The sequence below is a fragment of the Nocardioides caricicola genome (genome assembly GCF_039541135.1).
GTDB lineage: Bacteria > Actinomycetota > Actinomycetes > Propionibacteriales > Nocardioidaceae > Nocardioides > Nocardioides caricicola.
Genome location: NZ_BAABFQ010000005.1, coordinates 41,107 through 65,746, shown reverse-complemented (window position 1 = coordinate 65,746; position 24,640 = coordinate 41,107). Strand labels below are relative to the sequence as shown.

General features: G+C 71.1%; 23 protein-coding genes. 14 read left to right on the top strand and 9 right to left on the bottom strand.

Features of this window, described 5'->3' with window-relative positions; all coding sequences use genetic code 11:
* Positions 1-7 precede the first annotated feature (7 nt).
* The 4 genes from ABD875_RS08655 (at position 8) to ABD875_RS08640 (ending at position 3,683) form a co-directional block, all read left to right on the top strand.
* Positions 8-772 carry a siderophore-interacting protein gene (locus tag ABD875_RS08655; protein WP_345173449.1) on the top strand — a complete coding sequence of 255 codons (765 nt, stop codon included), beginning with the start codon at positions 8-10 and terminating at the stop codon, positions 770-772.
* A complete protein-coding gene (gene era / locus ABD875_RS08650) occupies positions 769-1,686 on the top strand; it encodes a GTPase Era (RefSeq protein WP_345173446.1) in 918 nt (305 codons plus the stop codon). The genes ABD875_RS08655 and era overlap by 4 nt, the downstream gene beginning before the upstream one ends.
* Positions 1,686-2,066: a nuclear transport factor 2 family protein gene (locus tag ABD875_RS08645; RefSeq protein ID WP_345173443.1), complete on the top strand. Its 381-nt coding sequence runs from the start codon at positions 1,686-1,688 to the stop codon at positions 2,064-2,066. The genes era and ABD875_RS08645 overlap by 1 nt, the downstream gene beginning before the upstream one ends.
* Positions 2,067-2,510: 444 nt before the next feature.
* On the top strand, positions 2,511-3,683 hold the full coding sequence (locus tag ABD875_RS08640; RefSeq protein ID WP_345173440.1) for an HNH endonuclease signature motif containing protein: 1,173 nt from the start codon (positions 2,511-2,513) through the stop codon (positions 3,681-3,683).
* A gap of 217 nt (positions 3,684-3,900) precedes the next feature.
* Here ABD875_RS08640 and ABD875_RS08635 read toward each other — a convergent pair whose 3' ends face one another.
* Genes ABD875_RS08635 through ABD875_RS08620 form a run of 4 tightly spaced genes read right to left on the bottom strand, consistent with a single transcriptional unit; the run spans position 3,901 to position 6,767 of the window.
* The gene (locus ABD875_RS08635; protein ID WP_345173437.1) at positions 3,901-4,686 is read right to left on the bottom strand and encodes a septum formation family protein; all 786 of its coding nucleotides are present in this window, start codon (positions 4,684-4,686) and stop codon (positions 3,901-3,903) included.
* On the bottom strand, positions 4,683-5,459 hold the full coding sequence (locus ABD875_RS08630) for a septum formation family protein (RefSeq protein WP_345173434.1): 777 nt from the start codon (positions 5,457-5,459) through the stop codon (positions 4,683-4,685). The genes ABD875_RS08635 and ABD875_RS08630 overlap by 4 nt, the downstream gene beginning before the upstream one ends.
* 41 nt (positions 5,460-5,500) lie before the next feature.
* Positions 5,501-5,986 (bottom strand): flavodoxin family protein, encoded by a 486-nt coding sequence (locus tag ABD875_RS08625; protein ID WP_345173431.1) that lies wholly within the window; start codon positions 5,984-5,986, stop codon positions 5,501-5,503.
* Positions 5,987-5,990: 4 nt separating this feature from the next.
* The gene (locus tag ABD875_RS08620) at positions 5,991-6,767 is read right to left on the bottom strand and encodes a sigma-70 family RNA polymerase sigma factor (protein ID WP_345173429.1); all 777 of its coding nucleotides are present in this window, start codon (positions 6,765-6,767) and stop codon (positions 5,991-5,993) included.
* Positions 6,768-6,993: 226 nt separating this feature from the next.
* Here ABD875_RS08620 and leuA point away from each other — a divergent pair, with 226 nt between their 5' ends.
* Positions 6,994-8,712, top strand: coding sequence for a 2-isopropylmalate synthase (leuA, locus tag ABD875_RS08615; protein WP_345173427.1), 1,719 nt, complete (start codon positions 6,994-6,996; stop codon positions 8,710-8,712).
* Here leuA and ABD875_RS08610 read toward each other — a convergent pair.
* The gene (locus ABD875_RS08610; RefSeq protein ID WP_345173424.1) at positions 8,687-11,464 is read right to left on the bottom strand and encodes an ATP-binding protein; all 2,778 of its coding nucleotides are present in this window, start codon (positions 11,462-11,464) and stop codon (positions 8,687-8,689) included. The two genes, leuA and ABD875_RS08610, sit on opposite strands and share 26 nt — an antisense overlap.
* A gap of 78 nt (positions 11,465-11,542) precedes the next feature.
* Here ABD875_RS08610 and ABD875_RS08605 point away from each other — a divergent pair, with 78 nt between their 5' ends.
* The 6 genes from ABD875_RS08605 (at position 11,543) to ABD875_RS08580 (ending at position 18,959) form a co-directional block, all read left to right on the top strand.
* Complete coding sequence (locus tag ABD875_RS08605; protein ID WP_345173422.1) at positions 11,543-12,403, top strand: alpha/beta fold hydrolase; 861 nt, start codon at positions 11,543-11,545, stop codon at positions 12,401-12,403.
* A 21-nt stretch (positions 12,404-12,424) separates the two neighbouring features.
* Positions 12,425-13,150: a DNA repair protein RecO gene (gene recO, locus ABD875_RS08600; protein WP_345173419.1), complete on the top strand. Its 726-nt coding sequence runs from the start codon at positions 12,425-12,427 to the stop codon at positions 13,148-13,150.
* A gap of 73 nt (positions 13,151-13,223) precedes the next feature.
* Complete coding sequence (locus ABD875_RS08595) at positions 13,224-14,873, top strand: sensor histidine kinase (protein ID WP_345173416.1); 1,650 nt, start codon at positions 13,224-13,226, stop codon at positions 14,871-14,873.
* Positions 14,874-14,893: 20 nt separating this feature from the next.
* Positions 14,894-15,685 carry an isoprenyl transferase gene (locus ABD875_RS08590; protein WP_345173413.1) on the top strand — a complete coding sequence of 264 codons (792 nt, stop codon included), beginning with the start codon at positions 14,894-14,896 and terminating at the stop codon, positions 15,683-15,685.
* Positions 15,686-15,699: 14 nt separating this feature from the next.
* Positions 15,700-17,322, top strand: coding sequence for a sensor histidine kinase (locus tag ABD875_RS08585; protein ID WP_345173410.1), 1,623 nt, complete (start codon positions 15,700-15,702; stop codon positions 17,320-17,322).
* A 59-nt stretch (positions 17,323-17,381) separates the two neighbouring features.
* A complete protein-coding gene (locus ABD875_RS08580) occupies positions 17,382-18,959 on the top strand; it encodes a sensor histidine kinase (protein ID WP_345173407.1) in 1,578 nt (525 codons plus the stop codon).
* On the opposite strand, the gene ABD875_RS08575 is transcribed toward ABD875_RS08580, so the two are convergent.
* Genes ABD875_RS08575 through ABD875_RS08560 form a run of 4 tightly spaced genes read right to left on the bottom strand, consistent with a single transcriptional unit; the run spans position 18,956 to position 22,086 of the window.
* The gene (locus tag ABD875_RS08575) at positions 18,956-19,357 is read right to left on the bottom strand and encodes a Fur family transcriptional regulator (RefSeq protein ID WP_345173404.1); all 402 of its coding nucleotides are present in this window, start codon (positions 19,355-19,357) and stop codon (positions 18,956-18,958) included. The genes ABD875_RS08580 and ABD875_RS08575 overlap by 4 nt on opposite strands.
* Positions 19,344-20,351 carry a metal ABC transporter permease gene (locus tag ABD875_RS08570; RefSeq protein WP_345173401.1) on the bottom strand — a complete coding sequence of 336 codons (1,008 nt, stop codon included), beginning with the start codon at positions 20,349-20,351 and terminating at the stop codon, positions 19,344-19,346. The genes ABD875_RS08575 and ABD875_RS08570 overlap by 14 nt, the downstream gene beginning before the upstream one ends.
* Positions 20,348-21,136, bottom strand: coding sequence for a metal ABC transporter ATP-binding protein (locus tag ABD875_RS08565; protein ID WP_345173398.1), 789 nt, complete (start codon positions 21,134-21,136; stop codon positions 20,348-20,350). Before ABD875_RS08565 ends, ABD875_RS08570 begins: the two co-directional genes overlap by 4 nt.
* Positions 21,133-22,086, bottom strand: a complete 954-nt coding sequence (locus ABD875_RS08560) for a metal ABC transporter substrate-binding protein (RefSeq protein WP_345173395.1) — start codon at positions 22,084-22,086, stop codon at positions 21,133-21,135. The genes ABD875_RS08565 and ABD875_RS08560 overlap by 4 nt, the downstream gene beginning before the upstream one ends.
* Positions 22,087-22,187: 101 nt before the next feature.
* On the opposite strand from ABD875_RS08560, the gene ABD875_RS08555 reads away from it, so the two are divergent.
* The 3 genes from ABD875_RS08555 to ABD875_RS08545 are packed head-to-tail and all read left to right on the top strand — an operon-like array spanning position 22,188 to position 24,634.
* Positions 22,188-22,508: an antibiotic biosynthesis monooxygenase family protein gene (locus tag ABD875_RS08555; RefSeq protein WP_345173393.1), complete on the top strand. Its 321-nt coding sequence runs from the start codon at positions 22,188-22,190 to the stop codon at positions 22,506-22,508.
* Between the two features lie 51 nt (positions 22,509-22,559).
* Positions 22,560-23,960: a glycine--tRNA ligase gene (locus ABD875_RS08550; RefSeq protein WP_345173391.1), complete on the top strand. Its 1,401-nt coding sequence runs from the start codon at positions 22,560-22,562 to the stop codon at positions 23,958-23,960.
* Entirely contained in the window at positions 23,960-24,634 is a 675-nt protein-coding gene (locus ABD875_RS08545; RefSeq protein ID WP_345173387.1) for a DUF4352 domain-containing protein, read from the top strand. Before ABD875_RS08550 ends, ABD875_RS08545 begins: the two co-directional genes overlap by 1 nt.
* Positions 24,635-24,640 lie beyond the last annotated feature (6 nt).

Sequence of the window (24,640 nt, the reverse complement as noted above, 5' to 3'; positions counted from 1 at the left end):
TTGGCCGGTGAGCACGCGGGCCCAGCAGTACGACGCACAGGTACTCCGCCGAGAGCAGGTCTCGGCGCACCTGGTCCGGCTCACCCTCGGCGGCCCCGGTCTCGCGGGCTTCGCGTCCACGGGCATCCCCGACGAGTGGGTCGGGCTGGTGGTGCCCGGACAGTTCCAGAGCCGCTACTACACGGTGCGCTCGTGGTCCGGCGGTGAGCTCGTGCTCGACGTCGTGGTGCACGAGGTCGGCCTGGTCACCGAGTGGGCCCAGCTCGACGTGGTCGGCCAGACCGTGACGATCACCGAGCCGAAGGGCTCGTTCGCGATGCCGGCCGGTGCGCAGTGGCTGCTGCTGGTCGGGGACCTGACCGCGATGCCGGCGATGGCGCGGATCGCCTCCGAGGTCGACGTGCCGACCCGGATCTGGGCCGAGGTGCCCGACGACCTGGCGTCGTACCTCACCGGTGACGTCACCTGGCTGACCCCGCCGGGCGAGGGGCAGAGCGCGCTCGCGGAGGTCGTCGAGTCGATCGACTGGCCGGCGGGCGAGGGCTACTTCTGGATGGCGGGGGAGTCCGCGCAGATGCGGGCGATCCGCAAGCACCTGATGCGAGACCGTAGGCTGCCGAGCACGGCGTACGACGTGATGGGCTACTGGCGCGGCGTCGCCCAGCGCCAGCCGCGCGCTGTCGACCCCGGCCCGATCTGGCGGGCCGGCAAGGCGGCCGGCAAGAGCGACGAGCAGATCTGGGCCGAGTACGACGAAGCGAGGGACACATGAGCGAGCACAGAAGTGGGTTCGTCTCGTTCGTCGGGCGCCCGAACGCCGGCAAGTCCACCCTGACCAACGCCCTGGTCGGTCAGAAGGTCGTGATCACCTCCGACAAGCCGCAGACCACGCGGACCGTCGTGCGCGGCATCGTGCACCGCGAGGACGCGCAGCTGATCCTCGTCGACACCCCCGGGCTGCACCGGCCGCGCACGCTGCTCGGCGAGCGGCTCAACGACCTGGTCGCCACCACGCTGGCCGAGGTCGACGTGGTCGCCGTGTGCTTCCCGGCGAACGAGAAGATCGGTCCGGGCGACAAGTTCATCGCCACCGAGATGGCGAAGATCAAGCGCACCAAGAAGGTCGCGATCGCCACCAAGACCGACCTCGCGACTCCTGAGCAGATCGGCGCGCACCTGCTGGACATCCAGGCGCTCGGCGCGGAGATCGGCGTGGAGTGGCAGGAGATCGTGCCGGTCTCGGCCCAGGCCGGCGACCAGATCGCGCTGCTGGCCGACCTGCTCGTCGGGCTGCTGCCCGAGGGGCCGCAGCTCTACCCGGACGGCGACCTCACCGACGCCCCCGAGGAGATCCTCGCCGCCGAGCTGATCCGCGAGGCCGCGCTCGACGGTCTGCGCGACGAGCTCCCGCACTCGGTCGCCGTGGTCGTCGAGGAGATGAACCTGCGCCCCGACCGGCCCGAGGACAAGCCGCTGCTCGACATCCACGCGAACGTCTACGTCGAGCGCGACTCCCAGAAGGGCATCATCATCGGCCCCAAGGGCTCGCGCCTGAAGTCGATCGGCTCGCGCTCGCGCCAGCAGATCGAGGCGCTGCTCGGCACACCGGTCTACCTCGACCTCCACGTGAAGGTCGCCAAGGACTGGCAGCGCGACCCGCGCCAGCTGCGGAAGCTCGGCTTCTGATGTCCGTTCCCGCTGCGGTCGCCGCCTGGCACGAGGTCGCTGCGCGCCGCGACGCCTCGCTCCTCGACGGCCTCCTCGCCGACTCGTGCGTGTTCCGGTCGCCGGCCGTGCACACACCCCAGGAGGGCAAGGCCATAACCACGGCCTACCTCACCGCCGCTCTGGTGGTGCTCGGTCCCACGCTCACGTATGTCCGCGAGTGGTACGGCGAGGACTCGGCCGTGCTCGAGTTCGAGGCGACCCTGGAAGGGCTGACGATCCACGGCGTCGACATGCTCACCTGGGGCCCCGACGACCGGCTCACCGACTTCGCCGTGATGGTCCGCCCGTTCAAGGGCCTCACGACGTTGATGGAGAAGATGGCCGCGGAGCTGGGGTGACCGGTGGTTGAGGTGCGAGCGGAGCGAGCCTCGAAACCACCCTCGACTGTGGGTGGCCTGCGGGTTCGCTCGGTTTGGCCGCCGACAGGGCATTTACGCGGGTACGGCGGGTTCGGCTGGCGCTGCTTCCCGGCTTTCCGGCCGCATTCGTCGGTGGTCGAGGTGCGAGCGCTAGCGAGCCTCGAAACCACCCGGACCGTCGGCAGCTTGCGGGCATGCGGTGGTCGGTCGCCGATAGGGCATTTACGCGGGTACGGCGGGTTCGGGCTGGCGCTGCTTCCCGGCTTTCCGGCCGCATTCGTCGGTGGTTGAGATGCGAGCGCTAGCGAGCCTCGAAGCCACCACCGAGAGATCTCCCGGACTACTTCGCGAAAGTGTCCGAATCCTGGTCAAAACAAGGGTTCTGGGCCCTTGACTGTCGGTGGTCGGTGATTGGGTTGAACCATGACAACGACCAGCACCCTCACTCGTGAGCAGGTGCTGAAGGCTGCCCGCAATCGTCACGAGGCAGCGGTGAAAGCGGAGATCGACAAGCTCCAGCTCGCCGTCGAGTGGGCCGAGCTGAACCCCGGCGACGTCGTCGACGAGACCCGGTCGTGGGAGGAGCGCGACCTCGAGGTCGCTGGGGACGGTGCGCCGACGGTCGCGGAGTTCTCCATCGCGGAGTTCTCGCTCGCGGTCGGGATGTCGACCGATGCCGGTCGGGTGTACATCGGGGACGCGGTCGAGCTGTGCCACCGGCTCCCGCGCCTCTGGGCTCGCATGATGGATGCCGAGGTGCCGGTGTGGAAGGCGAGGAAGCTCGCCCAGCAGACCAAGTCCCTCCCGGTGGATGCGGCGGCGTTCGTGGACCGGGCGTTGGCGCCGGTGCTGCAGAGTTGTTCGTTTGCGCAGATCGAGCGGACCGTCGAAGCCGCGCGTGCGGAGTTCGACCCGGTCGTTGCTGAGGAGCGTCGGGTTGCGGCAGCGGAGAAGCGGCACCTGACCTTGTACTGGAACCACCTCACCTGTGATGGACAGGTCCCGGTCGCCGGACTGCTCGACATCGCTGACGCCGTCGCCTTGGACGAGACCCTCACGGCCAAGGCCGCCACCCTCGATCCCGCACTCCCCATCGACGTGCGCCGCTCCATCGCCGCCGGCATGCTCGGCGGAGGGAACGAGCGCGAGGTCGTCATCTACGCCCACGTCCAGGCCGACCAGACGATGGTCGAGGTCGAGAACACCCGCACCGTGGTGACACCCGAGCAGATCCAGGAGTGGTGCGAAGCCGCCGGCACGAAGGTGACCGTGAAGCCGGTGATCGACCTCAACGAGAACCTCACCACCGACTCCTACGCCCCCACCGAGCGGCAGCAGGAACAAGCGGTTCTGACGTTCCCGCAGTGCGTGTTCCCCGACTGCACCCGCCGATCACGCTGCGCGGACCTTGACCACATCGAGGAATGGCCGTGGGGGAACACCGACAGCTGGAACCTCGCCCCTTTGTGCCGAGGACACCACCGCTACAAGACCTTCACCGCCTGGACCTACGAACGGATCGGTCCGCGGACCTTCGCCTGGACCAGCCCCACGGGCCAGATCTACGTCGTCACGACGGACCGACATATCCGCTGACCCACACCCCGCCGGTCTCGACTGGCGGGGCATGTGTCGTGTTCTTCTGGCAACGGTGACCACGACGGTCGACCCGAGCGGACCCGCAAGCCGAGCGACTGCCGCAACCACCTTCCGGTGACCACAGACTGCGGTGACCCCGTTAGCCGAGGATCCAGGAAGCGGGACCAACGGCGGACCCGCAGGCCGCCAAGCCTCCCGACACTCGCGCGGGCCATCAGGCGTTCGGAGCCCAGCACCGCCCGTAGCGCTGGCCGGCGTCCCACTGGTCGCGGGTCGGCCACTCGTAGCCCCAGCGGTAGTCGAGCGAGTCGTCGGCGACGGCGGCGCCGGCGGCCTGGCAGGGATCCTGGCCGGCTTCGCGCACGGCGGCCTCGCCGGGGTAGGTGCGAGCGGAGAACGGGACGACGGAGATCGCGCGCCAGGTGTGGGTGCGCGCGCAGATGACGCGGCGGAAGTCGCGGCTCCCGGGCTCGGCGGTGCCGCACATCGCGTACTGATCACGGGTCTCGGGCCGGTCGAGGGCGCCCTCGACAGGACCGGTGAGCGGGGCCAGCCTCCCGTCGGCGGCGAGGGCGACGACGTCACACCGGAACCAGCGGGCGCCCGCCTCGACCTCCTCGGGGGTCGGTGTGAACCACACCGGGCGCAGCATCGTCAGCGCGCGGGCCTCGGCGTCGCCGCCGAGATAGCCGTCGAGACGCGCCGGGCACTGCTGGGCCGCGCGCTGCTCGGTGGGGATCCGGACGTCACCGACGTAGTACGTCGCCGCCGTGTGCTCGCGCCGGCAGCTCACCGGGTCCGCGTGGTTGTGGTCGGCGACCGCGGCGTCGTACCGCAGCAGGTAGCAGGCCCGCTCGCCCGGAGGCGGAGGGGGAGGTACGGCGGTCGACTCGCTCGCGCTGGGAGAGGAGGACGGCGTGGGCGCGGACCCCGGCTCGCTCCCGCCCGAGCACCCGGTGAGGACCAGGAGCGCCAGCAGGAGCGCGACGAGCCGGGTCACAGGTCGGTCTTCGCCCAGCAGACGGACCGGCGGTTGCCCGCGTCCCACTCGGCCTCGTGGAACCACGTGTAGCCGTAGTCGTAGTCGACCGGGTAGTTCAGCCAGGCCCAGACCGACTTGGAGCAGTAGTCGCGGGTGGTGACCTCGACCAGCCGGTCGCCGGGGTAGGTGTCCTTCTCGTCACCGATGGAGATCGTGGTGACCGCGCGCCACTCGTGCGGCTCGGTGCACGGCACCTTCACCGACCCCGAGACGGTCGGCCCGTCGGCGCAGACCATCCACTGGTCGCCGATCCGGCCGGTCAGCAGGCCCTTGGCGGTCTCGGGGAGCTCGACGTACTCCTTGGTCTGCTCGCCCCCGCCGACGACGTCGCAGCGGTACCACCGCGCGCCGTCGTCCCACGCCTTCTCGGACGGGCGGAACCACGCCCAGCTCACGACCGTGCGCATCACCAGGCTCTCGTCGGCGCCGAGGAAGCTCATGAACGCCCGGGAGCAGGTCTTGTACGCCCAGGCGCCGAGGTCCGGGTCGTCGTAGTCGGCGTCGTCGAACGTCGCCGGCAGCTCGCCGATCGCGAACGTCTCCGCGGTGTGCGGCTCGGCGCACTCGACGACCGAGGTGTTGTTGCTCGGCTGGGCGACGTCCTCGGGCGTCAGCACCCGGCAGGCGCCGAGCGTCGGGGTCTGCTCCGGCTCGCTGTCGTCGGTCTTCTCGCCGCAACCGGCGAGCGCGAGAGCCAGCACGAGCGCCAGGACACCGGCCTTGCGCTGCACCCTGCCTCCTCGTTGCCGTCGCGGACCGCGCGATCGTACCTCTAGGCGGACAGCAGCGCGGCCAGCGTGCCCCCGAGCTCGTACGCCGCGGCGCGCTCCTCGTCGCCGACCTCGCCGAGCACCTCCAGCACGTCGGCCGCACGCGTCCACGGCAGCGCCCCGACGATCGACAGCACCGAGCGGACCGCGCCCGTCGTGTCGTAGCGACCGTGCACCCAGAGCCCGAACGGGATCCGGCCGCCACCGGTCGACGCGGCCGAGCCGTCCTCGACCAGCGCCCCGCCGGCCTCGAGGAAGATCGTGTCGAAGAAGTGCTTGAGGGCACCGCTCATGTAGCCGAAGTTCGCGGTGGTCCCGAGCAGCACGCCGTCCGCGGCGAGCACGTCCGCCGCGCTCGCCTCGAGCGCCGGGCGGACCACCACCTCGACGCCCTCGATGGCGTCGTCGTGCGCCCCGGCGACCACGGCGCCGGTCAGCGCGCGGACGGTGTCGGTCGGGGAGTGGTGGACGATGACGAGCCGAGCCATGGCCTCAGGTTGCCACCAGCTCCTCGCGCAGCGTCTCGTGGATCCGGGTCAGCAGCCGCGAGACCTGCATCTGCGTCACGCCGAGGTCGTGGCCGATCTCCTCCTGCGTGCGGTCCTCGAAGTAGCGCAGGTACAGCACCAGCCGGTCCCGCTCGGAGAGGTTGCGCACCGCCGGGGCGAGCGCCATGCGGGCGTCCGCGGCCTCGCCGTCGCGGTCGTCGGCGACGAGCAGGTCCGCGACCGTCGCACCGCCGGGTGTCGGCTGGTCGAGCGAGGCGGGCTGGAAGCAGCCGAACGCGGACTGCGTCTCGAGGTACTCCTCGACCGGGACGCCCAGCGCCTCGGCGACGTCCTCGGGCGTCGGCTCGGTCCCGAGCTGCTGGGCGAGGTCCTCGACCAGCTGGCTGACCTGCCACTGCTGCTCCTGGATGCGCCGCGGCGGGCGCACCACCCACCCGAGGTCGCGGAAGTAGCGCTGCAGCTCGCCGCGGATGGTGGGCACGGCGTAGCTCAGCAGGTCCTTGCGCAGCGTCGGGTCGAACCGGAGCACCGCCTTGGTGAGGCCTTCGTACGCGACCTGGTTCAGGTCGTCCTGCGCGACGCCGCGGTTGCGGTAGCGCGTCGCGACCGCCTCGGCGACTCCGCGGTTGACGAGGACGACCTGCTCGCGGAGGTCGGCGGCCTCCTCGGGGTCGTCGCAGTGCCACGCGGCCCGCAGCAGCCGGGCGGTGAGCTCGGCGCGCTCGCATCGTGAGAGCGCCGCTTCGTCGTACGGATCCATCCCGAGGTGTGCCTCCGATGTGCCCTCCGCCCAGGGCCTACCCGAGCCTGCGTCTCCGCAAACGGACAGCTTCCTGCGGGCGCGCGGCGGATCCGTTACTGTGAGTCCATCATGATGCGCAGCCTCCTCCTTCGCTGCCGCAGCGAGGTCTGAGCCAGAGCCGGACCCCCTCGCTGCGGAGTGAGTGCGTGCGCCGGACCTCACCGACCACCTCAGCGAGGACCTCATGACGATTCCCCAGCAGCAGCCCAGCGGGATGCCCTTCGAGCGCTACCGCCCCTTCCCGCCGATCGACCTGCCGGACCGGACCTGGCCGAACGCCGTGATCACGCAGGCGCCGCGGTGGCTCTCCACCGACCTGCGCGACGGCAACCAGGCCCTCATCGACCCGATGAGCCCGGCCCGCAAGATGAAGATGTTCGACCTGCTCGTGAAGATGGGCTACAAGGAGATCGAGGTCGGCTTCCCGGCCGCCTCCGAGACCGACTTCTCCTTCGTCCGCCAGCTCATCGAGGGCGACCGGATCCCCGACGACGTCACGATCTCGGTGCTCACGCAGGCCCGCGAGGACCTCATCGAGCGCAGCGTGCAGTCGCTGGTCGGCGTGCCCCGCGCGAACATCCACCTCTACAACGCGCTCGCCCCACTGTTCCGCCGCGTCGTGTTCCACGCGAGCAACGACGAGATCAAGGACATCGCGACCCGCGGCACCGAGATCGTCATGAAGAACGTCGAGAGCTACCTCGACGCGACCGTGATCGGCTACGAGTACAGCCCCGAGATCTTCACCTCGACCGAGCTGCCGTACTCCCTCGAGGTCTGCGAGGCCGTGTCCGACATCTGGCAGCCCGAGGACGGCCGCGAGATCATCCTCAACCTGCCGGCGACCGTCGAGTCGGCGACGCCGAACGTGTACGCCGACCAGATCGAGTGGTTCAGCCGCCAGCTCACGCGCCGGCAGAACACCGTCATCAGCCTGCACCCGCACAACGACCGGGGTACGGCGGTCGCCGCGACCGAGCTCGCGATGATGGCCGGCGCCGACCGCGTCGAGGGCTGCCTGTTCGGCCACGGCGAGCGCACCGGCAACGTGTGCCTGGTGACGCTGGGGATGAACCTCTTCAGCCAGGGCATCGACCCGATGATCGACTTCTCCGACATCGACGAGATCCGCCGCACGGTCGAGTACTGCACCCAGCTGCCGGTGCACCCGCGGCACCCGTACGCCGGCGACCTCGTCTACACGGCGTTCTCCGGCTCGCACCAGGACGCGATCAAGAAGGGCCTCGAGGACCTCGACCGGCAGGCCGCCGAGCAGGGTGTCCCCGTCTCGGAGCTGCCCTGGGAGGCGCCGTACCTGCCGATCGACCCGAAGGACGTCGGCCGCTCCTACGAGGCCGTGATCCGGGTCAACAGCCAGTCCGGCAAGGGCGGGGTGGCCTACATCCTCAAGGCCGAGCACAAGCTCGACCTGCCGCGGCGGGCGCAGATCGAGTTCAGCCGCGTGGTCCAGGAGCGCACCGACGCCGAGGGCGGCGAGATGACGCCGGAGGCGATCTGGAACGTCTTCTCCAGCGAGTACCTCGACCGCGAGGCGCCGCTCAAGCTCAACTCGGTGCACACCTCCTCGGCGGCGGGCCAGAAGGACGCCCTCGACGTGAACGTCTACGTCGACGGCGCGCTGCAGTCGCTGCACGGCGAGGGCAACGGCCCCATCGAGGCGTTCGTGAACGCGATCAACGACCTCCCGCACTCGTGGGACGTCCGTGTCCTCGACTACGCCGAGCACGCGCTGTCGGCCGGCGGTGACGCGGTCGCCGCGGCGTACGTCGAGTGCCTCGTCCGCGACCAGGTCTACTGGGGCGTCGGCATCGACGCGAACATCGTGACCGCCTCGCTGAAGGCGGTCATCAGCGCGGTCAACCGCGCGCCAGTGGCAACCTGACCGTGAACGTCGTGCCTTCCAGGTGGGCGGAGCGGACGTCGATCCGCCCACCGTGGGCCGCGACGATCGCCGCCACGATGGACAGGCCCAGGCCGGTGCCCTGGATCGCCCGCTGCTGGGCGGTCGAGGACCGGAAGAAGCGCTGGAACAGCTCGGCCTGCTCCTCCAGCGGGATGCCGATGCCGGTGTCGCTGACCTCCAGCCAGGCCTCGTTCTCGTGGACGCTGACCCGGCAGTCGACCCGCCCGCCGTCCTCGGTGAACTTGATCGCGTTGCCGACCAGGTTGACCAGCACCCGCTCGAGCTGGCCGCGGTCGCCGAGGACCAGGACCGGCTCGGGACTTCCGAGGTAGCCGACCTCGAGGTCGCGGTTGCGCAGCAGCGGACGCACCGCCTCCTCGGTGGACCGCACGATCTCCGACAGGTCGATCGCACCCCGCTCGAACCGCAGCGCGCCGGAGTCGAGGCCGCTGAGCGTGAGCAGGTCGTCGCAGAGGGCGATCAGGCGCTGGCCGTTGCGCTGGATGCTCTCGAGCAGCGGCAGCTGCTCGGGGGACGGCCGGACGACGTCGCCGTCCTCGAGGATCTCGGTGTACCCGACGATGCTGGTCACCGGCGTCCGCAGCTCGTGGCTCACGGTCGACACGAAGTCGTTCTTGGCCTCGTCGAGACGGCGCATCCGCTCGACGGCGAGCCGCTCCTTCTCCAGCGCGGACACCAGCATCTCCTGGCTCGCGCGCGCCTCGGTGACGTCGCGACCGACGCAGAAGTAGCCGACCCGGGCCGCGAACGTGTCGGCGGCGACGCTGAGGGTCATCGAGACCGTGTGCGGCCGGCCGTCGGCGCCGATCCACGTCCAGTCGCGGGCGCTGCTCTCGCCGCCGGTCTCGAGACCGGCGACCAGCTTCTCGAACTGCTCGGCCGGGGTGGCGCCCGGGCAGCGCTCGGCCACCTGGGCGGGGTCGAGCAGGTCGAGGAACGGCGTACCGATCTGGTCCTGCTGGTCGAGGCCGAGCAGGTTCGCGGCGCCGGTGTTGAAGATCGTGATCGAGCCGTGCGGGTCGATGCCGATCATCGCCGTGCTGGCCGCGGCCTCGAGCATGTGCCGGTTGAGGCCCGCGGCGGTCCGCTCGGCGGTGAGGTCCGTGCCGGTGAGCACGACGTGCGTCGGCCGGTCGCGCTCGTCGCGCACGTAGCCGGTGTTCCACAGCACGCGGTATCGGACGCCGGACTTCGTGACGACGTCCGACTCGCGACCGACCTGCGCGAACGGACCGTCCGGCAGGCCAGCGGGGTAGCCGCTGGCGCCGGGCGGCGCGAACGGCAGGTCCCACACCTCGACGCCGACCAACTCGGACTCGTCGAAGCCGGTCAGTGCGGTGGTGGCGCCGTTGACCCGCACCACCTCGCCGTACAGGTCGGTCACCAGCACCATCGCGGCGACGGTGTCGAGGGTGGCGCTGGTGAGCTTCTCCGCGGCCTCGAGCTGGCGGCGGGCCTCGTACTCCGTGCTGATGTCCTGGAGCTGGGCCGAGAACGTCGGCTCCGGCTCGGCGGTGAGCAGGGAGACCGCGAGGTGCAGGCGAGCGCCGGGCCGGTCCTTCAGGCCGCACTGGGACTTCCAGCCGTCCAGGCGGCCGTCGACGAGGCGCGACTGGATCAGGTCGAGCGGCTCCCGGGCGTCGACGTACGCGGCCAGCCCACGGCCGACCGCGGAGCCGCGCCCGCCGAGCAGGCGTGCGGCGGAGTCGTTGAGGTCGACGATCTCGAACGGCGTGTCCTCGCCCCGGCGCAGCAGCAGCATGCCGACCAGCGACTCGGTGAAGTTGCGGCGGAAGAGCAGCTCGCTGCGGCTGAGCTGGTCGAGCGCCGCGGTGCGCTGCTCCACGACGATGGCCAACGGCAGGGTCAGCATCGTGGCGGCCAGGAGGTAGATGTGGACGACGCTCGACAGCTGGGCGGAGTCGAGCCCACCCCGGCTGAAGTCGTAGCCGATCGGGCCGTGGCCACGGGTGCTCAGGTAGGTGGCGACCAGGCTGAAGCCCACGAGCTCCCAGCTGACGGTGCGCATGTCGAACCGCAGCGCCGCCCAGACCAGGAACGGCAGCGGGAGGAACTCGATCGACAGGGTCTGGTCGGGTGAGAACACCGCGAACGTCGCCAGCGTCAGCGTGATCGTCTGCGCCGGCACCTCCCAGGCCCGGACCGCGACCCGGCTCCGCGCGGCCCGCGGGGTCATCACGAGGGGAACGACCACCAAGATCGCGGAGGCGTGGGAGGTGACGACCGTGCGCCAGGTCACCACCCAGTCCCCGCCGGCGAGCAGGGCGGACCCGGTCGAGACGAACATGGCGATGGTGACGCCGCCCGCGAGGGCAGTGGCCACCAGGCGGCCGAACGTCCGGAGCGAGTCCAGGCGCGGGATGCGGGTCCGGCCGTGCATCAGCACGAGCGTCGCCACCGTCACCTCGACGGCGTTGCCGACACCGAGCCAGAGCGAGAAGTCGGTCTCCTGGCCGCCGGTGAGGTTCGCAGCCGCCGTCACCACGCCGACGCCCGGGACGAGGAGCCACCACGCCCGCCGCGGAGCCAGGGCCAGGAGGATCACGCCGATGCCGGCCGCCGGCCACCAGGTGGCGATGTTGGAGTCCTCGGGCCGGATCGCGATCGCGAGCACGCCGGCCAGGTAGACCGCCAGGAGGCCCCCGACGGCGGTCGGCCACCCGACCTTGCCCGGCCCCGAACTCGACATGCGGGTCAGTGTGGGCCAGGTTGCCCCCGCAGAGCGAGCCACCACGCGGGATCCGCCGGTCGCCGTAGGCTGGTGGGCATGTTGGTGGTGTCGGAGCGGATCGGACAGTTCTTCTTCGAGACCGAGTCGAGCCGCGACCGGCTCGAGTTCACCGAGTACGGCGCCGGTGACGCGTGGGTCGTGCTGGTCCCCGGCGAGCTGATGCCCCGGCGGTCGCAACAGCCGCTGGCGCGCGTGCTGGCCAGCGCCGGGCTCCACGTGATCAGCCTCGATCTCCTGGGTCACGGACGTTCTGATCGGCCAGAAGACCCCCAGGCTTACTCAGTCACGGCATTTGCCGAGCAGGTCGTCGCGCTCCTCGACCACCTCGGGGCCGCCCAGGCGGTGGTCGGTGGCACCTCGCTGGGCGCCAACGTCGCCCTCGAGACGGCCGCGATCGCGCCCGATCGGGTCCGGGGGCTGATCCTGGAGGCGCCGATCCTCGACAACGGCGTGGAGGCGGGCGTGGTGGCGTTCGGCCCGCTGCTGCTCGCCGCCCGGTTCCTCCCGCTGAGCATCACGGCGGTACGCCGCCTCACCAGGCCGGTGCCGCGAGGCATCGTGCCGTTCTGGGCCGGGATCGCCCTCGACGCGCTCGACCAGCGACCGGCATCGGTCGCGGCGCTGCTGCACGGGCTGTTCTTCGGCCGGGCCGCCCCGTCGGCGCGCGAGCGCCGCCGGATCGCGGTCCCGGCGCTGGTGGTCGGCCACCCGTTCGACCCGCTGCACTCGATGGCCGACGCCCAGATGGTCGCCGAGGAGCTGCCGAAGGCCACGCTGGTGCGCGCGCGGTCGGTCCTGGAGTGGCGACTGGCCTCGGACCGGCTCGACCAGGCCGCGATCGACCTCGCGACGCGCTGCTGGAGGACGCCCCGGCGCGGCCGACGCACCGGCGCCTGACCACCGAGGCACAATGAGCGGGTGCTCTACCGTGACGAGGCGATCGTGCTGCGCACCCACAAGCTGGGTGAGGCCGACCGCATCATCACGCTGCTGACCCGCAACCACGGCCGGGTCCGGGCGGTCGCGAAGGGGGTCCGCCGCACGACGTCGCGCTTCGGCTCGCGGCTCGAGCCCTTCACGCACGTCGACCTGCAGCTCGCCGAGGGCCGCAACCTGGACACGGTCACCCAGGCGGAGACGCTCACGCCGTACTCCAAGGGCCTGGGGCTCGACTACGACCGCTACACCGCCGGCACGGTGATGCTCGAGACCGCCGACCGGCTGGTCGCGGAGGAGCGCCAGCCGTCGGTGCAGCAGTTCCTGCTGCTGGTCGGTGGGCTCCGGGCGATGGTGGCGGGGGAGCACGGTCCCGGCCAGGTGCTGGACTCCTACCTGCTGCGCTCGCTGTCGGTGGCCGGCTACGCCCCGTCGTTCGCGGGCTGCTCGCGGTGCGGCCTCGAGGGGCAGCACCGCTGGTTCAACCCGTCGATGGGAGGCGTGCTGTGCGCCACCTGCCGGGTGCCCGGGTCGGCGAGCCCGGCGGCCGAGACCCTCACGCTGCTCGGTGCCCTGCTCGCGGGAGACTGGGCCGTCGTCGACGCCGCCGAGCCGCGGCACCTGCGCGAGGCGAGCACGCTCGTCGCTGCGTACCTCGCCTGGCACCTCGAGCGCGGTCTCAAGTCGCTCGAGTACGTCGAACGCTGAATTCTCCTCCCGCCCTCAGGTCACCCGAAAGGGTGCCGATCCTGTCTGCGACAGGAGACGTAGGGAGGGCCCGGTGTCCGACTGGACTCAACGCGCCAGATGGCTGGTCACCCAGCTGGTCTGGAACCGTGGTGAGCCCGATCCGCGCGTCCTCCAGTCGACGTTCGCCTTCCTGATGATCGCGGCCCTGGTCGTCCGCCGGATCGACGAAGGGCCGATCGGCTGGGTGTCGTGGCCCGTGGCCGGCCTGGCCATCGGTGTGGCCGGCAGCATCGCCGTCCTCCTGGTCCCGCGCCGGATCACGATCGTGGCCCGCTCCCTCGCGGTGGTCCACATCGCCGCGATCGGGATGATCGTGTCGGGGTCGGACGCCGGTCTCGCGGCCATGCTGGTCCTGTTGCCGTCGATCTGGCTCGGCCTCGAGCTGGGGATGCGCGGCGCCGCCGTCGCGGTCGGCTCGGTCGTCGTCTTCGTCAGCGTTCCGATGCTCGTCGACCGCGGCGTCAGCGTGCTCAGCGTCGAGTGGGCTCTCCTCCTGGTGGGCCTGGCCGCCTTCGGCGCGTTCTCGACCAGCGCCGCGCTCGCCAAGGCCCAGGCCGCGCAGACGCGGGCGGAGGCGCGGGAGGCCGAGCTCGCGCTGGCCCTCAAGACCATCGAGCGCAACCGGCGCTCCGCGCAGGCGATCTTCGAGGCCGTCGACATCGGCCTGTGCCTGCTGGACACCAACGGCGAGGCCATCCTCATCAACCAGCCGCTGATCGAGTACACGAAGATCGCCTACCCGGACCCCGCCCTGGCGCAGAGCTGGGTGTACGACGAGACCGGGCAGGTCCACCTGTCCGTCGACGAGGTCCCCACCGCCCGGGCCCGGCGTGGCGAGGAGTTCGACGACGTCCGCGTGTGGATCGGCGAGGACGAGCGCTGCCGGCGCGCGATGTCGGTCTCGTCGCGGCGCGTCGAGGACTCCGACGGGAACTGGCTGGGCGCCGCGGTGTCCTACACCGACGTCACCGACTTCATGAACGCCCTGCAGGTCAAGGACGACTTCATCGCGCTGGTCTCCCACGAGCTGCGCACCCCCCTCACCTCGATCATCGGCTACGTGTCGATGGACCTCGAGATGGACGACCTCCAGCCGATGCTGCGCAAGCACCTCGAGATCGTGTTCCGCAACGCCCAGCGGCTCGAGCGCCTGGTCGAGGGCCTGCTCGAGGAGGTCGAGTACTCCGGTCGGCCGATGCCGCTGCGCAAGCAGGGCACCGACCTCGCGTCGATCGTCCGTGAGTGCGTCGACGCCGCCCGGACCCAGGCCCAGGAGGCAGGCGTCGTGCTCGCCGCCGACCTGCCGGACACGCTCGCCTTCACCGGCGACCCGCAGCGGCTCGCCCAGCTCGTCGACAACCTGGTGTCCAACGCGCTCAAGTACAACGAGCCCGGCGGCACGGCCCGCGTGGTCGCGGGCATCGAGGGCGGCGCGGTCGTGATCCGGGTCTGCGACACCGGGATCGGTATCTCGGCGGAGGACCAGCCGCACCTCTTCACGCGGTTCTTCCGCACCTACGAGGCGAACCGGCGCGCGATCCAGGGCGCCGGGCTCGGCCTCTCGCTCAGCAAGTCGATCGTCGAGGGGCACGAGGGACGGATCGAGGTCGACAGCGCCCCCGGCCGCGGCAGCGAGTTCCGGGTCGTCTTCCCCCTGCCTGCCGCCAGCCTCGCGTCCTGACCCGGCCGTAGGCTGCCGCCGTGAAGCGCAGCGTCCGTCCACCGACCCCGCACCCGTCCGGTGCCCGCCCTCCGGCGATCCCGAAGGAGCTGGTGCCGCGCCACGTCGCGATCGTCATGGATGGCAACGGCCGTTGGGCCAAGGAGCGCGGGCTGCCCCGCACCAAGGGCCACGAGCAGGGCGAGCACTCCCTGTTCGACGTGGTCGAGGGTGCCATCGAGATCGGCGTCAAGGCGGTCTCGGCGTACGCGTTCTCGACCGAGAACTGGTCGCGCTCGCCCGACGAGGTGAAGTTCCTGATGGGGTTCAACCGCGACGTGATCCGGCGCCGCCGCGACGAGATGCACGAGCTGGGCGTTCGGGTGCGGTGGGCCGGCCGCGCGCCGCGGCTCTGGAAGTCGGTGATCCGGGAGCTGCAGGTCGCCGAGGAGCTGACCCGGGGCAACGACGTGCTCACGCTGACGATGTGCGTGAACTACGGCGGTCGCGCCGAGCTCGCCGACACCGCGCGCAGCATCGCCCGTGAGGTCGCGGCCGGCCGGCTCGATCCGGAGAGGATCGACGAGCGGACCTTCGCCAAGCACCTGTACGTCCCCGAGCAGGCGAACGCCGACCTGGTCTGGCGCACGTCGGGGGAGCAGCGGCTCTCGAACTTCATGCTCTGGCAAGCCGCCTACTCGGAGCTGGTCTTTACCGACATACTGTGGCCGGATGTAGACCGACGCCACCTCTGGCACGCGATCGAGGTCTTCGCCAGCCGTGACCGGCGCTACGGCGGTGCGGCGCCGAACCCCGTACCGACCGAGGGCTGACAGGAGACGCACGCATGGGCCATCTCGGGCGGCGCATCCAGGTCTTGCGCGAGCGGCTGCTGTTCACCGACGAGCCGGACACCGCGATCCTGCAGGGCATCTTCGCCCTGCTGTTCATGCTCGACCTGACGCTGCGCACCGCCGGTGGCACGCCCGTCGACGCGGGGTCGTGGCCGGCGGCGGGTCTCGGGCTGGTCCTGGCCGCGTGCGTCGCCGCCCTGGTCGTGCCCTGGCACCGGCTGCCGGCGTGGGCGGTCGGCGTGCTCCCCGTCCTCGATCTCGCCGCGCTCGGGATGTCGCGGATGTCGAACGACGTCGGTGGCGCCGGCATCCTCGCGGTCGTGCCCGCGCTGTGGCTCGGCCGGCAGTTCGGGCTCCGCGGGGCCGGGGTCGCCGTCCTCGGGGCGGCCGTGCTGGTGGCCGTGCCGAACATCGTCTACCAGGGCGTGAGCGGCGTGGCCGCGTCGCGTGCGCTGCTGATCGCCGTGGTCGCAGGCTGGGCTGCCCTGGTGATCGCCTACGCGCTGGAGAAGCTGCGGGCCAGCCGGGACGCCGCCGAGGCCGCACTCGCGACCCTCGAGGCGGAACGGCGGTTCTCCGACGCGATCCTCGACACCGTCGACGTCGGCCTGGTGCTGCTCGCCGCCGACGGCACCTACCGCGGGATCAACCGTCGCCACGAGGACTTCATGCGGCTCGCGTTCCCCGACGGCCACCTCGGCCGGGCCGGCCAGACCGGCGAGGTGTACGACGCCAACGGCACCGCCCTGCTCGGTCGCGAGCAGATGCCGACGTACCGCGCCAGCCAGGGCGAGGAGTACGACGACGTGCGGATGTGGGTCGGCGGAGACCCGCTCACCCGGCGGGCGCTCTCGGTGTCCGCGCGGCGGGTGGCCTCGCCCCACGGCGAGTTCGCCGGCGCCGCGCTCGCCTACACCGACGTCACCGACTTCATGCGGCTGCTGCGGGTCAAGGACGAGTTCGTTGCATCGGTCTCGCACGAGCTGCGCACGCCGCTCACGTCGATCGTCGGCTACGTCAACATCCTGCTCGAGCGTGAGGACCTGCCGCCCGACGTCGTCGCGCAGCTCGAGGTCGTCGCGCGCAACACCGACCGCCTCAACCGGCTGGTCGCCGACCTGCTGCACACCGCGAAGTCCGCAGCCGGTCCCATGCACGTGGTCCGGGCGCCCACGGACCTCGCCGCGGTCGTGCGCGACTCCGTGGAGGCGGCCGGGCCGGCGGCGGCCCGCGCCGGTGTCTCGGTGCAGGTGGCGGTGCCGGAGACGCTGACGGTGATGGTCGACCAGCAGCGGATGGCGCAGGTCGTCGACAACCTGGTCTCGAACGCCGTGAAGTACTCCCTTCCCGGTGGTCTCGTCCAGGTCTCCCTCGGCCTCGACGTCGACCGGGTCGAGCTGTGCGTCATCGACAGCGGGATCGGGATCTCGTCGGCCGACCGGGACCGGCTGTTCAACCAGTTCTTCCGCTCCCGCCAGGCCGAGGAGCGCTCGATCCAGGGCGTGGGGCTCGGCCTGAGCATCACGAAGTCGATCGTCGAGAGCCACGGCGGCCGGATCGAGGTCGAGAGCGAGCTCGGCCAGGGCAGTGTCTTTCGCGTGCGGCTGCCACGCTGACGCGAAGACCTAAGACATCGCGTTCGCCGGCCGACTGGTCTGAGGTGGGACAGGCGAGCATGGACACGCTCAGCAGCGCCAGGGAGCGCTGGCTGTCGACGTCGATGACCGATCCGCGGATCTTCCAGCTCGGCTTCACCGCGCTGTACCTCCTCGACCTGGGCCTGCGGTTCGCCTTCGGGGCCCGGTGGCCGTGGCTCTCCTGGCCGATGGCCTCCCTGCTGCTCCTCGCGGTCCTCGCGGTCCTCGCGGTCCTCACCCCGTTCCTGCGTCCCGACCGGTCGGCCCACGCCCCGATCGTCCTGGCCGTGCTCGACCTCGCCGCGGTCGGCATGGCCCGCCTCGACCCCGACCCCGGCAGCGGTCTGCTCATCGTGATGCCCGCGCTGTGGCTGGGCCGCATCGCCGGGCGGACCGGGGTGCTGATCAGCGTCGGGTCGGTCGTGCTGCTCGTGTCGATCCCGTCGATGCTCTACTCCGGTCTCGAGCCGGTGGAGACGGCACGAGCGGTCCTCTACCCGGTCGTGGCGGGAGCCGCGGCCCTGGTGATGGCGGAGAGCATGGAGTGGATCGCCCACCAGCGCCGCGTGTCCGAGGCCATCTTCGACACGGTCGACGTCGGGCTGCTGCTCCTCGACGCACGCGGCCGGTACGCCGGCATGAACCGCCGGCACCAGGAGATCATGGAGATCGGCTTCCCCGACGGGCACAGCGGACGGGCCGGCCAGGTCGGCGAGGCGTACGGCGCCGACGGCCGCACCCGACTCACGCCCGAGCAGTCGCCGAGCCATCGTGCCTCGCTGGGGGAGGAGTTCGACGACCTCCGGATCTGGATCGGCCGCGACCCGGAGGCGCGGCGGGCCCTGTCCGTCTCCGCGCGGGCGGTCCGCACCGAGAGCGGTGCGGTCGGAGGAGCGGCGCTCGGTTACACCGACATCACCGACCTCATGCGCGCGCTCCAGGTGAAGAACGAGTTCATCGCGCTGGTCTCCCACGAGCTGCGAACCCCGCTCACCTCGATCGTCGGCTACACCCAGCTCCTCGAGGACGACGCGGAGCTGTCGGACCTCGCCCGCAGGCAGGTCGCGGCGGTCCAGCGCAACGCCGAACGGCTGCGCCGGCTCGTGGCAGACCTTCTCGACGTCGCCCAGTACGACGCGGGAGCCGTCGGGTTCGCCCGGGACCCGATCGACCTGGTCGCCGTCGTCCGCGACACCGTCGAGGCCGTGGAGCGCACGGCCGAGGAGGCCGGCGTGGCGATGAGCGCGGCCCTCCCGGAGACGATGGTGGTCGTGGGGGACGGCCAGCGGATCGCCCAGGTCGTCGACAACCTGGTGTCGAACGCCGTGAAGTACACCCTGTCCGGCGGCGCGGTCCAGGTGCGGTTGGCGGCTGACGACGGCCAGGCGGTGCTCGAGGTCGCCGACACCGGCCTGGGGATCCACCCCAGCGACGTGGCGCAGCTCTTCAACCGGTTCTTCCGCAGCCGGGAGGCTGAGAGCCGGGCGATCGCCGGCGCCGGGCTGGGCCTCTCCATCGCCAAGGACATCGTGGAGGGCCACGGCGGCCGGATCGAGGTCGAGAGCGAGCTCGGTCAGGGCAGCGTGTTCCGGGTGCGGCTCCCGGCGGGCGCCTAGCTGCAGCTGCGGCAGGTGCCGAAGATCTCCAGGGTGTGGCTGACGTCGTCGTAGCCGTGCTCGGCCGCGATCGCGCGGGTCCACCGCTCGACCGCGGGCCCCTCCACCTCCACGGTCGCGCCGCAGGTGCGGCAGACCAGGTGGTGGTGGTGCGAGTCGGAGCAGCGGCGGTAGATCGCCTCGCCGTCCTCGGTGCGCAGCAGGTCGACCTCGCCGGCTTCCGCGAGCCGTTGCAAGGTGCGGTAGACGGTGGCCAGCCCGACGGTCTCGCCGCGCTGCCCGAGCAGGTCGTGGATCTCCTGCGCGGAGCGGAAGTCCGCGAACGACTCCAGCGCCTCGGCGACGGCCTTGCGCTGCCTGGTGGGCCGAAGCGGTGGCGTCTGGTCAGTGCTCGTCATAGTGCTTCCCATGGGGTGCGTGCCGGTGCCCGTCGTGCACGTAGTCGACGTGGTCGCCGTGGGGCACGGCCACGTGGCCGCAGTCCTCGCCGTGCTGGTGCGGGTGCTCGTCGGTCTCCTGGTGCGCGACGACCGGGACGACCGGGAACGGCTGCCGGAGCCGGCGTCGCCGTCGCAGCCAGATCCCCACCGGCCAGGCGCTGACGAAGCCCGCCAGCGCGAGCAGCACGATCGTCGGGCCCGGCGCCACGCGGGCCTCGAAGGAGAGGTACGCCGAGAGGAGCAGACCGCCCACGGACGCCGCGGTGCCGAGTGCCATCGCCGCGCCCAGCGTGGTGCGGAAGGAGCGGCTCAGCTGCTGGGAGGTGGCAACGGGGACGACCATGAGGGCGGAGACCAGCAGGAGCCCGACCGTGCGCATCGCGACCGTCACGGTCACGGCCGCGAGCACCGCGACCAGCAGGTTGTAGGCGCGGATGTTGAGCCCGGCGACGCGGGCGAACTCCTGGTCCTGGGCCACCGCGAAGAGCTGCGGCGCCAGACCCACACAGATGAGCACGACCACGGCCGCGAGGACCATCGTGACGATCACATCGGTGTCCGAGATCGTGGTGATCGAGCCGAAGAGGAACTGGTTGAGCCGGGCACCGCTCTCGTTCGCGAGACCGGTGATCAGCACTCCGCCGGCCAGACCGCCGTAGAAGAGCAGCGCGAGCGCGACGTCGCCGTTCGCGTGCCCACGCTCGCGGATCACCTCGATCGCGATGGCTCCGGCGATCGCGACGATCACCGCGGTCCAGGTGGGGGAGGCGCCGGTGAACAGCCCGATGGCGACACCGGTGACGGCGACGTGGCCGATGCCGTCACCCATCAGCGCCATCCGGCGCTGGACGAGGTACGTCCCGATCGCCGGGGCGGCCAGGCCGGTGAAGACGGCGGCCAGCAGCGCGCGCTGCATGAACGCCATCGAGAGGAGGTCGACGTACTCGCTCACCGGTCTCCCTCCAGCAGCGACGAGACGTGCGGAGCGTGGTCGTGGTGGTCCGGCTCGTGGTGGTGATGGTGGTGGTGCCCGTCGAGGTGGGCGGTGGCGACCTGCTCGCTGGCCAGCGGCGAGCCGTCGTACGCGATCCGGCCGTCACGCATCACCACGGCGCGGTCGATCAACGGCGCCATCGGGCCGAGCTCGTGGGCGACCAGCACGATCGTGGCGCCGCGCCCGGACATCGTGCGCAGCGTGTCGGCGAGCACCTGCTGGTTCGGCAGGTCGACGCCGGCGGTCGGCTCGTCGAGGAAGAACAGGTCCGGCTCGCCGGCCAGCGCCCGGGCGATGAGCACCCGCTGCTGCTGGCCGCCGGACAGCGAGGACACGCTCTCCCGTGCGCGGTGGGCGAGCCCGACCACGTCGAGGGCGTCGGCGATCGCGGCCCGGTCGGCGCGCCCGAGCGGGCGCAGCAGCTTGCGCCGGGTCAGCCGGCCGGAGGCGACGACCTCCCAGACCGAGGCCGGTACGCCGGAGGCGGCGCCGCCGCGCTGCGGCACGAAGCCGACGCGCTGCCAGTCGTGGAACGACCCGAACGGTGTGCCGAACAGGCTGAGCGAGCCGGTCGTCAGCGGCCAGAGCCCGGTCAGCGCCCGCACCAGCGTGGACTTCCCGGAGCCGTTCGCGCCCATCAGCGCGACGAACTCACCGGATCGCACGGTCAGGTCGATGTGCCGAAGGATCGGGCGGCCGGCGATCGAGACGGCGCCGTTCTCCAGCTCGACGACACTGCTCAACAGCCGTTCGCCTCCTCCAGGGCGGTGAGGTTTGCCTCCATGAGGGAAAGGTAGTCCTCGTCGATGGTCTCGTCGGTCAGGCCCTCGACCGGATCGAGCACGGCGACCTGCGCGCCGGTGTCGTTGGCGAGCTGCTCGGCGATCGCGGGACTGACCAGCGACTCGTAGAACACGGTCGTCACGCCCTCCTCCTCGATGACCTCCTGGAGGTGCGCCAGGTCGGCCGGGGTCGGCTCGGCGTCGGGGGAGAGACCGGCGATCGGCTCGAACTCCAGGCCGTAGCGGCCGAGGTAGCCGAACGCGTCGTGCGCCACGACGACCGTGTGCCGCTCGCACTCGGCCAGGCCGTCGGTGTACGCCGCGTCGAGCGTCTCGAGGTCGCTGCGCAGGTCGGCAGCGTTGGCGCTGAAGTCGTCGGCGTGGTCCGGGTCGATCTCGGCGAGCCGCTCGGCGAGCTCGTCGGCGAGGTCGGCCATCAGCAGCGGGTCCTGCCAGAAGTGCGGGTCGGTGTCGCCGTGGTCGTGCTCCTCCTCGGCGTGCTCCTCCTCGGCGTGCTCCTCGTCCTCGTGCTCGTGGTCGGACTCGCCCGCCGGACGCAGCTCGACGGCCTCGGAGACGTCGAACGTCTCGCCCTCGGCGGTGGTGTCGACGGCGTCGTCGACCGAGGGCTGGAAGCCGTGCAGGTAGACGCCCAGGTCGGCCTCGGCGACCTGGGCGGTCTCCTTCACGGTCAGCTCGAGGTCGTGCGGCTCGCCGCCGGGAGCGGTGAGGTTCTCGACGCTCGCGTGGTCCCCGCCGACCCGCTCCGCGACGTACTGCAACGGGTAGAACGCCGTCGCGACCTCGACCCCGTCGGCGGAGGTGGCGGAGTCGTCGAACGCCGAGCAGCCGCTCAACGTCGCACTGAGGGAGAAGGCGGCCCCCAGGGCCGCGACGGCGTAGATCTTCATGAGAACGATTCTCAGAGAAGTTGAGAACGATTGTCAATTCGGGCGGGCACCAGCGGCACGCCCCGCCAGGCCGCGGCACACCCCTCACTACGCTGGGCGGCGTGATCGTCGTGAACAGGTTCCGGGTGGCGGTGGCGGACGGCGCGGCGTTCCGCGCCGACCTCACGACCGCGCGCGAGGCGCTGGCGGCGTGCCGGGGCTACGTCGGCGGCGAGATCGGGCGCAACATCGACGACCCGGAGCTGTGGGTGCTCACCACGCGGTGGGAGAACGTCGGCAGCTACCGGCGCGCCCTGTCGTCGTACGACGTGAAGCTGCGCGCCGTGGCCTGCTTGAGCCGGGCGATCGAGGAGCCGTCGGCGTACGAGTCCGCCGAGCCGGGGGCCGATCTCAACATCACCGACGTCCGCTCGTTAGGCTGAGACCTTCGAACCGACCGGCAGCCAGCCGGCCGAGAACCTAGGAGCTCACCCGTGGCCAAGCCGCCGCCGTCCACTGTCGACCAGGTCGTCTCCCTCGCCAAGCGCCGGGGCTTCGTGTACCCGTGCGGGGAGATCTACGGGGGCACCCGCTCCGCCTGGGACTACGGTCCGCTGGGCGTCGAGCTCAAGGAGAACATCAAGCGCCAGTGGTGGCGGTCCATGGTCACCATGCGCGACGACATGGTCGGCCTCGACTCCTCGATCATCCTGCCCCGCCAGGTGTGGGAGGCCAGCGGCCACGTCGACACGTTCACCGACCCGCTGACCGAGTGCCAGTCCTGCCACAAGCGGTTCCGCGCCGACCACCTCCAGGAGGAGGTCGCGGAGAAGAAGGACATCGCGAACCCCGACGACGTCGACATGGCGACCGTCGCGTGTCCCAACTGCGGCACCCGCGGCGCCTGGACCGAGCCGCGCCAGTTCTCCGGCCTGCTCAAGACCTACCTCGGCGTGATCGAGAACGAGGAGGGCCTGCACTACCTGCGGCCCGAGACCGCGCAGGGCATCTTCATCAACTTCGCCAACGTCGTGACGTCGAGCCGGCAGAAGCCGCCGTTCGGCATCGCGCAGATCGGCAAGAGCTTCCGCAACGAGATCACGCCGGGCAACTTCATCTTCCGCACCCGCGAGTTCGAGCAGATGGAGATGGAGTTCTTCGTCAAGCCGGGTGAGGACGAGGAGTGGCACCAGTACTGGATCGACGAGCGGACCAAGTGGTACGTCGACCTCGGCATCGACGCCGACAACCTGCGCCACTACGAGCACGCCCAGGAGAAGCTCAGCCACTACTCCAAGCGCACCGTGGACATCGAGTACCGCTTCCGCTTCGCCGGCTCCGAGTGGGGTGAGCTCGAGGGCATCGCGAACCGCACGGACTTCGACCTGTCGACGCACGCCAAGCACTCCGGCCAGGACCTGTCGTACTTCGACCAGGCCAACAACGAGCGTTACACGCCGTACGTCATCGAGCCGGCCGCCGGGCTCTCGCGCAGCCTGATGACGTTCCTCGTCGACGCCTACACCGAGGACGAGGCGCCCAACACCAAGGGCGGCGTCGACAAGCGCACGGTGCTGCGGCTCGACCCGCGCCTCGCGCCGGTCAAGGTCGCGGTGCTGCCGCTCTCGCGCAACGCCGACCTGTCGCCCAAGGCCAAGGACCTCTCGATGGCGCTGCGCAGTGCCGGCTGGAACGTCGACTTCGACGACTCCGGCGCGATCGGCCGCCGCTACCGGCGCCAGGACGAGATCGGCACGCCGTACTGCGTGACCGTCGACTTCGAAACGCTCGAGGACAACGCGGTCACGGTCCGCGAGCGCGACACCATGGCGCAGGAGCGGATCTCGCTCGACGGCGTCACGTCGTACTTCGCCGAGCGCCTCCTCGGCTGCTGATGAAGGCGCCCGCGATCGGCCTGGCGGTCTGTGCGGTCCTCGTGCTCGGGGGCTGCACGGACGACGGCGGCTCGGACTCGGCCGACCCGTCGCCCTCGGCGACGGTCGCCACCAGCGCGACGCCGTACCTGCCGGTCCCGGCGGGGGTCACCCTGACCCCGCCGGGCAGCCAGCTCTCGGTCGGTGACGCGGCCGTGGTCGCCTACGAGCCGCGCCAGGAGCAGGTCGGCGCGCTCGACATCACGGTCACGAAGCTCGAGACGACCAAGATCGAGGCGTTCTCGGCCTGGCAGCTGAGCGACGCGCAGAAGGCGTCCACGCCGTACTACGTGCGCGCCACGATCGAGAACGTCGGCGAGTCCGACCTCGGTGGCCGGCCGGTCCCGCTGTACGTCGTGAACGAGGACGACGTCCTGCTCGAGGCCACGCCGTTCGCGAGCTCGTTCAAGCCGTGCCCGAGCACGCCGTTCCCGGACCCGTTCGCCCCGGGCGACACGGCGAAGGTGTGCCTGGTCTACCTCGCTCCCGACCGGGGCGAGCTGGAGGCGGTGAGCTTCCGCCCCGAGGAGACGTTCAACCCGATCACCTGGACCGGCGAGGTGGAGAAGTACGTCGCGCCGAAGCCCGACAAGCCGAAGAAGTCCAAGGATTCGAAGAAGTCGGAGAAGCCCTAGACAATA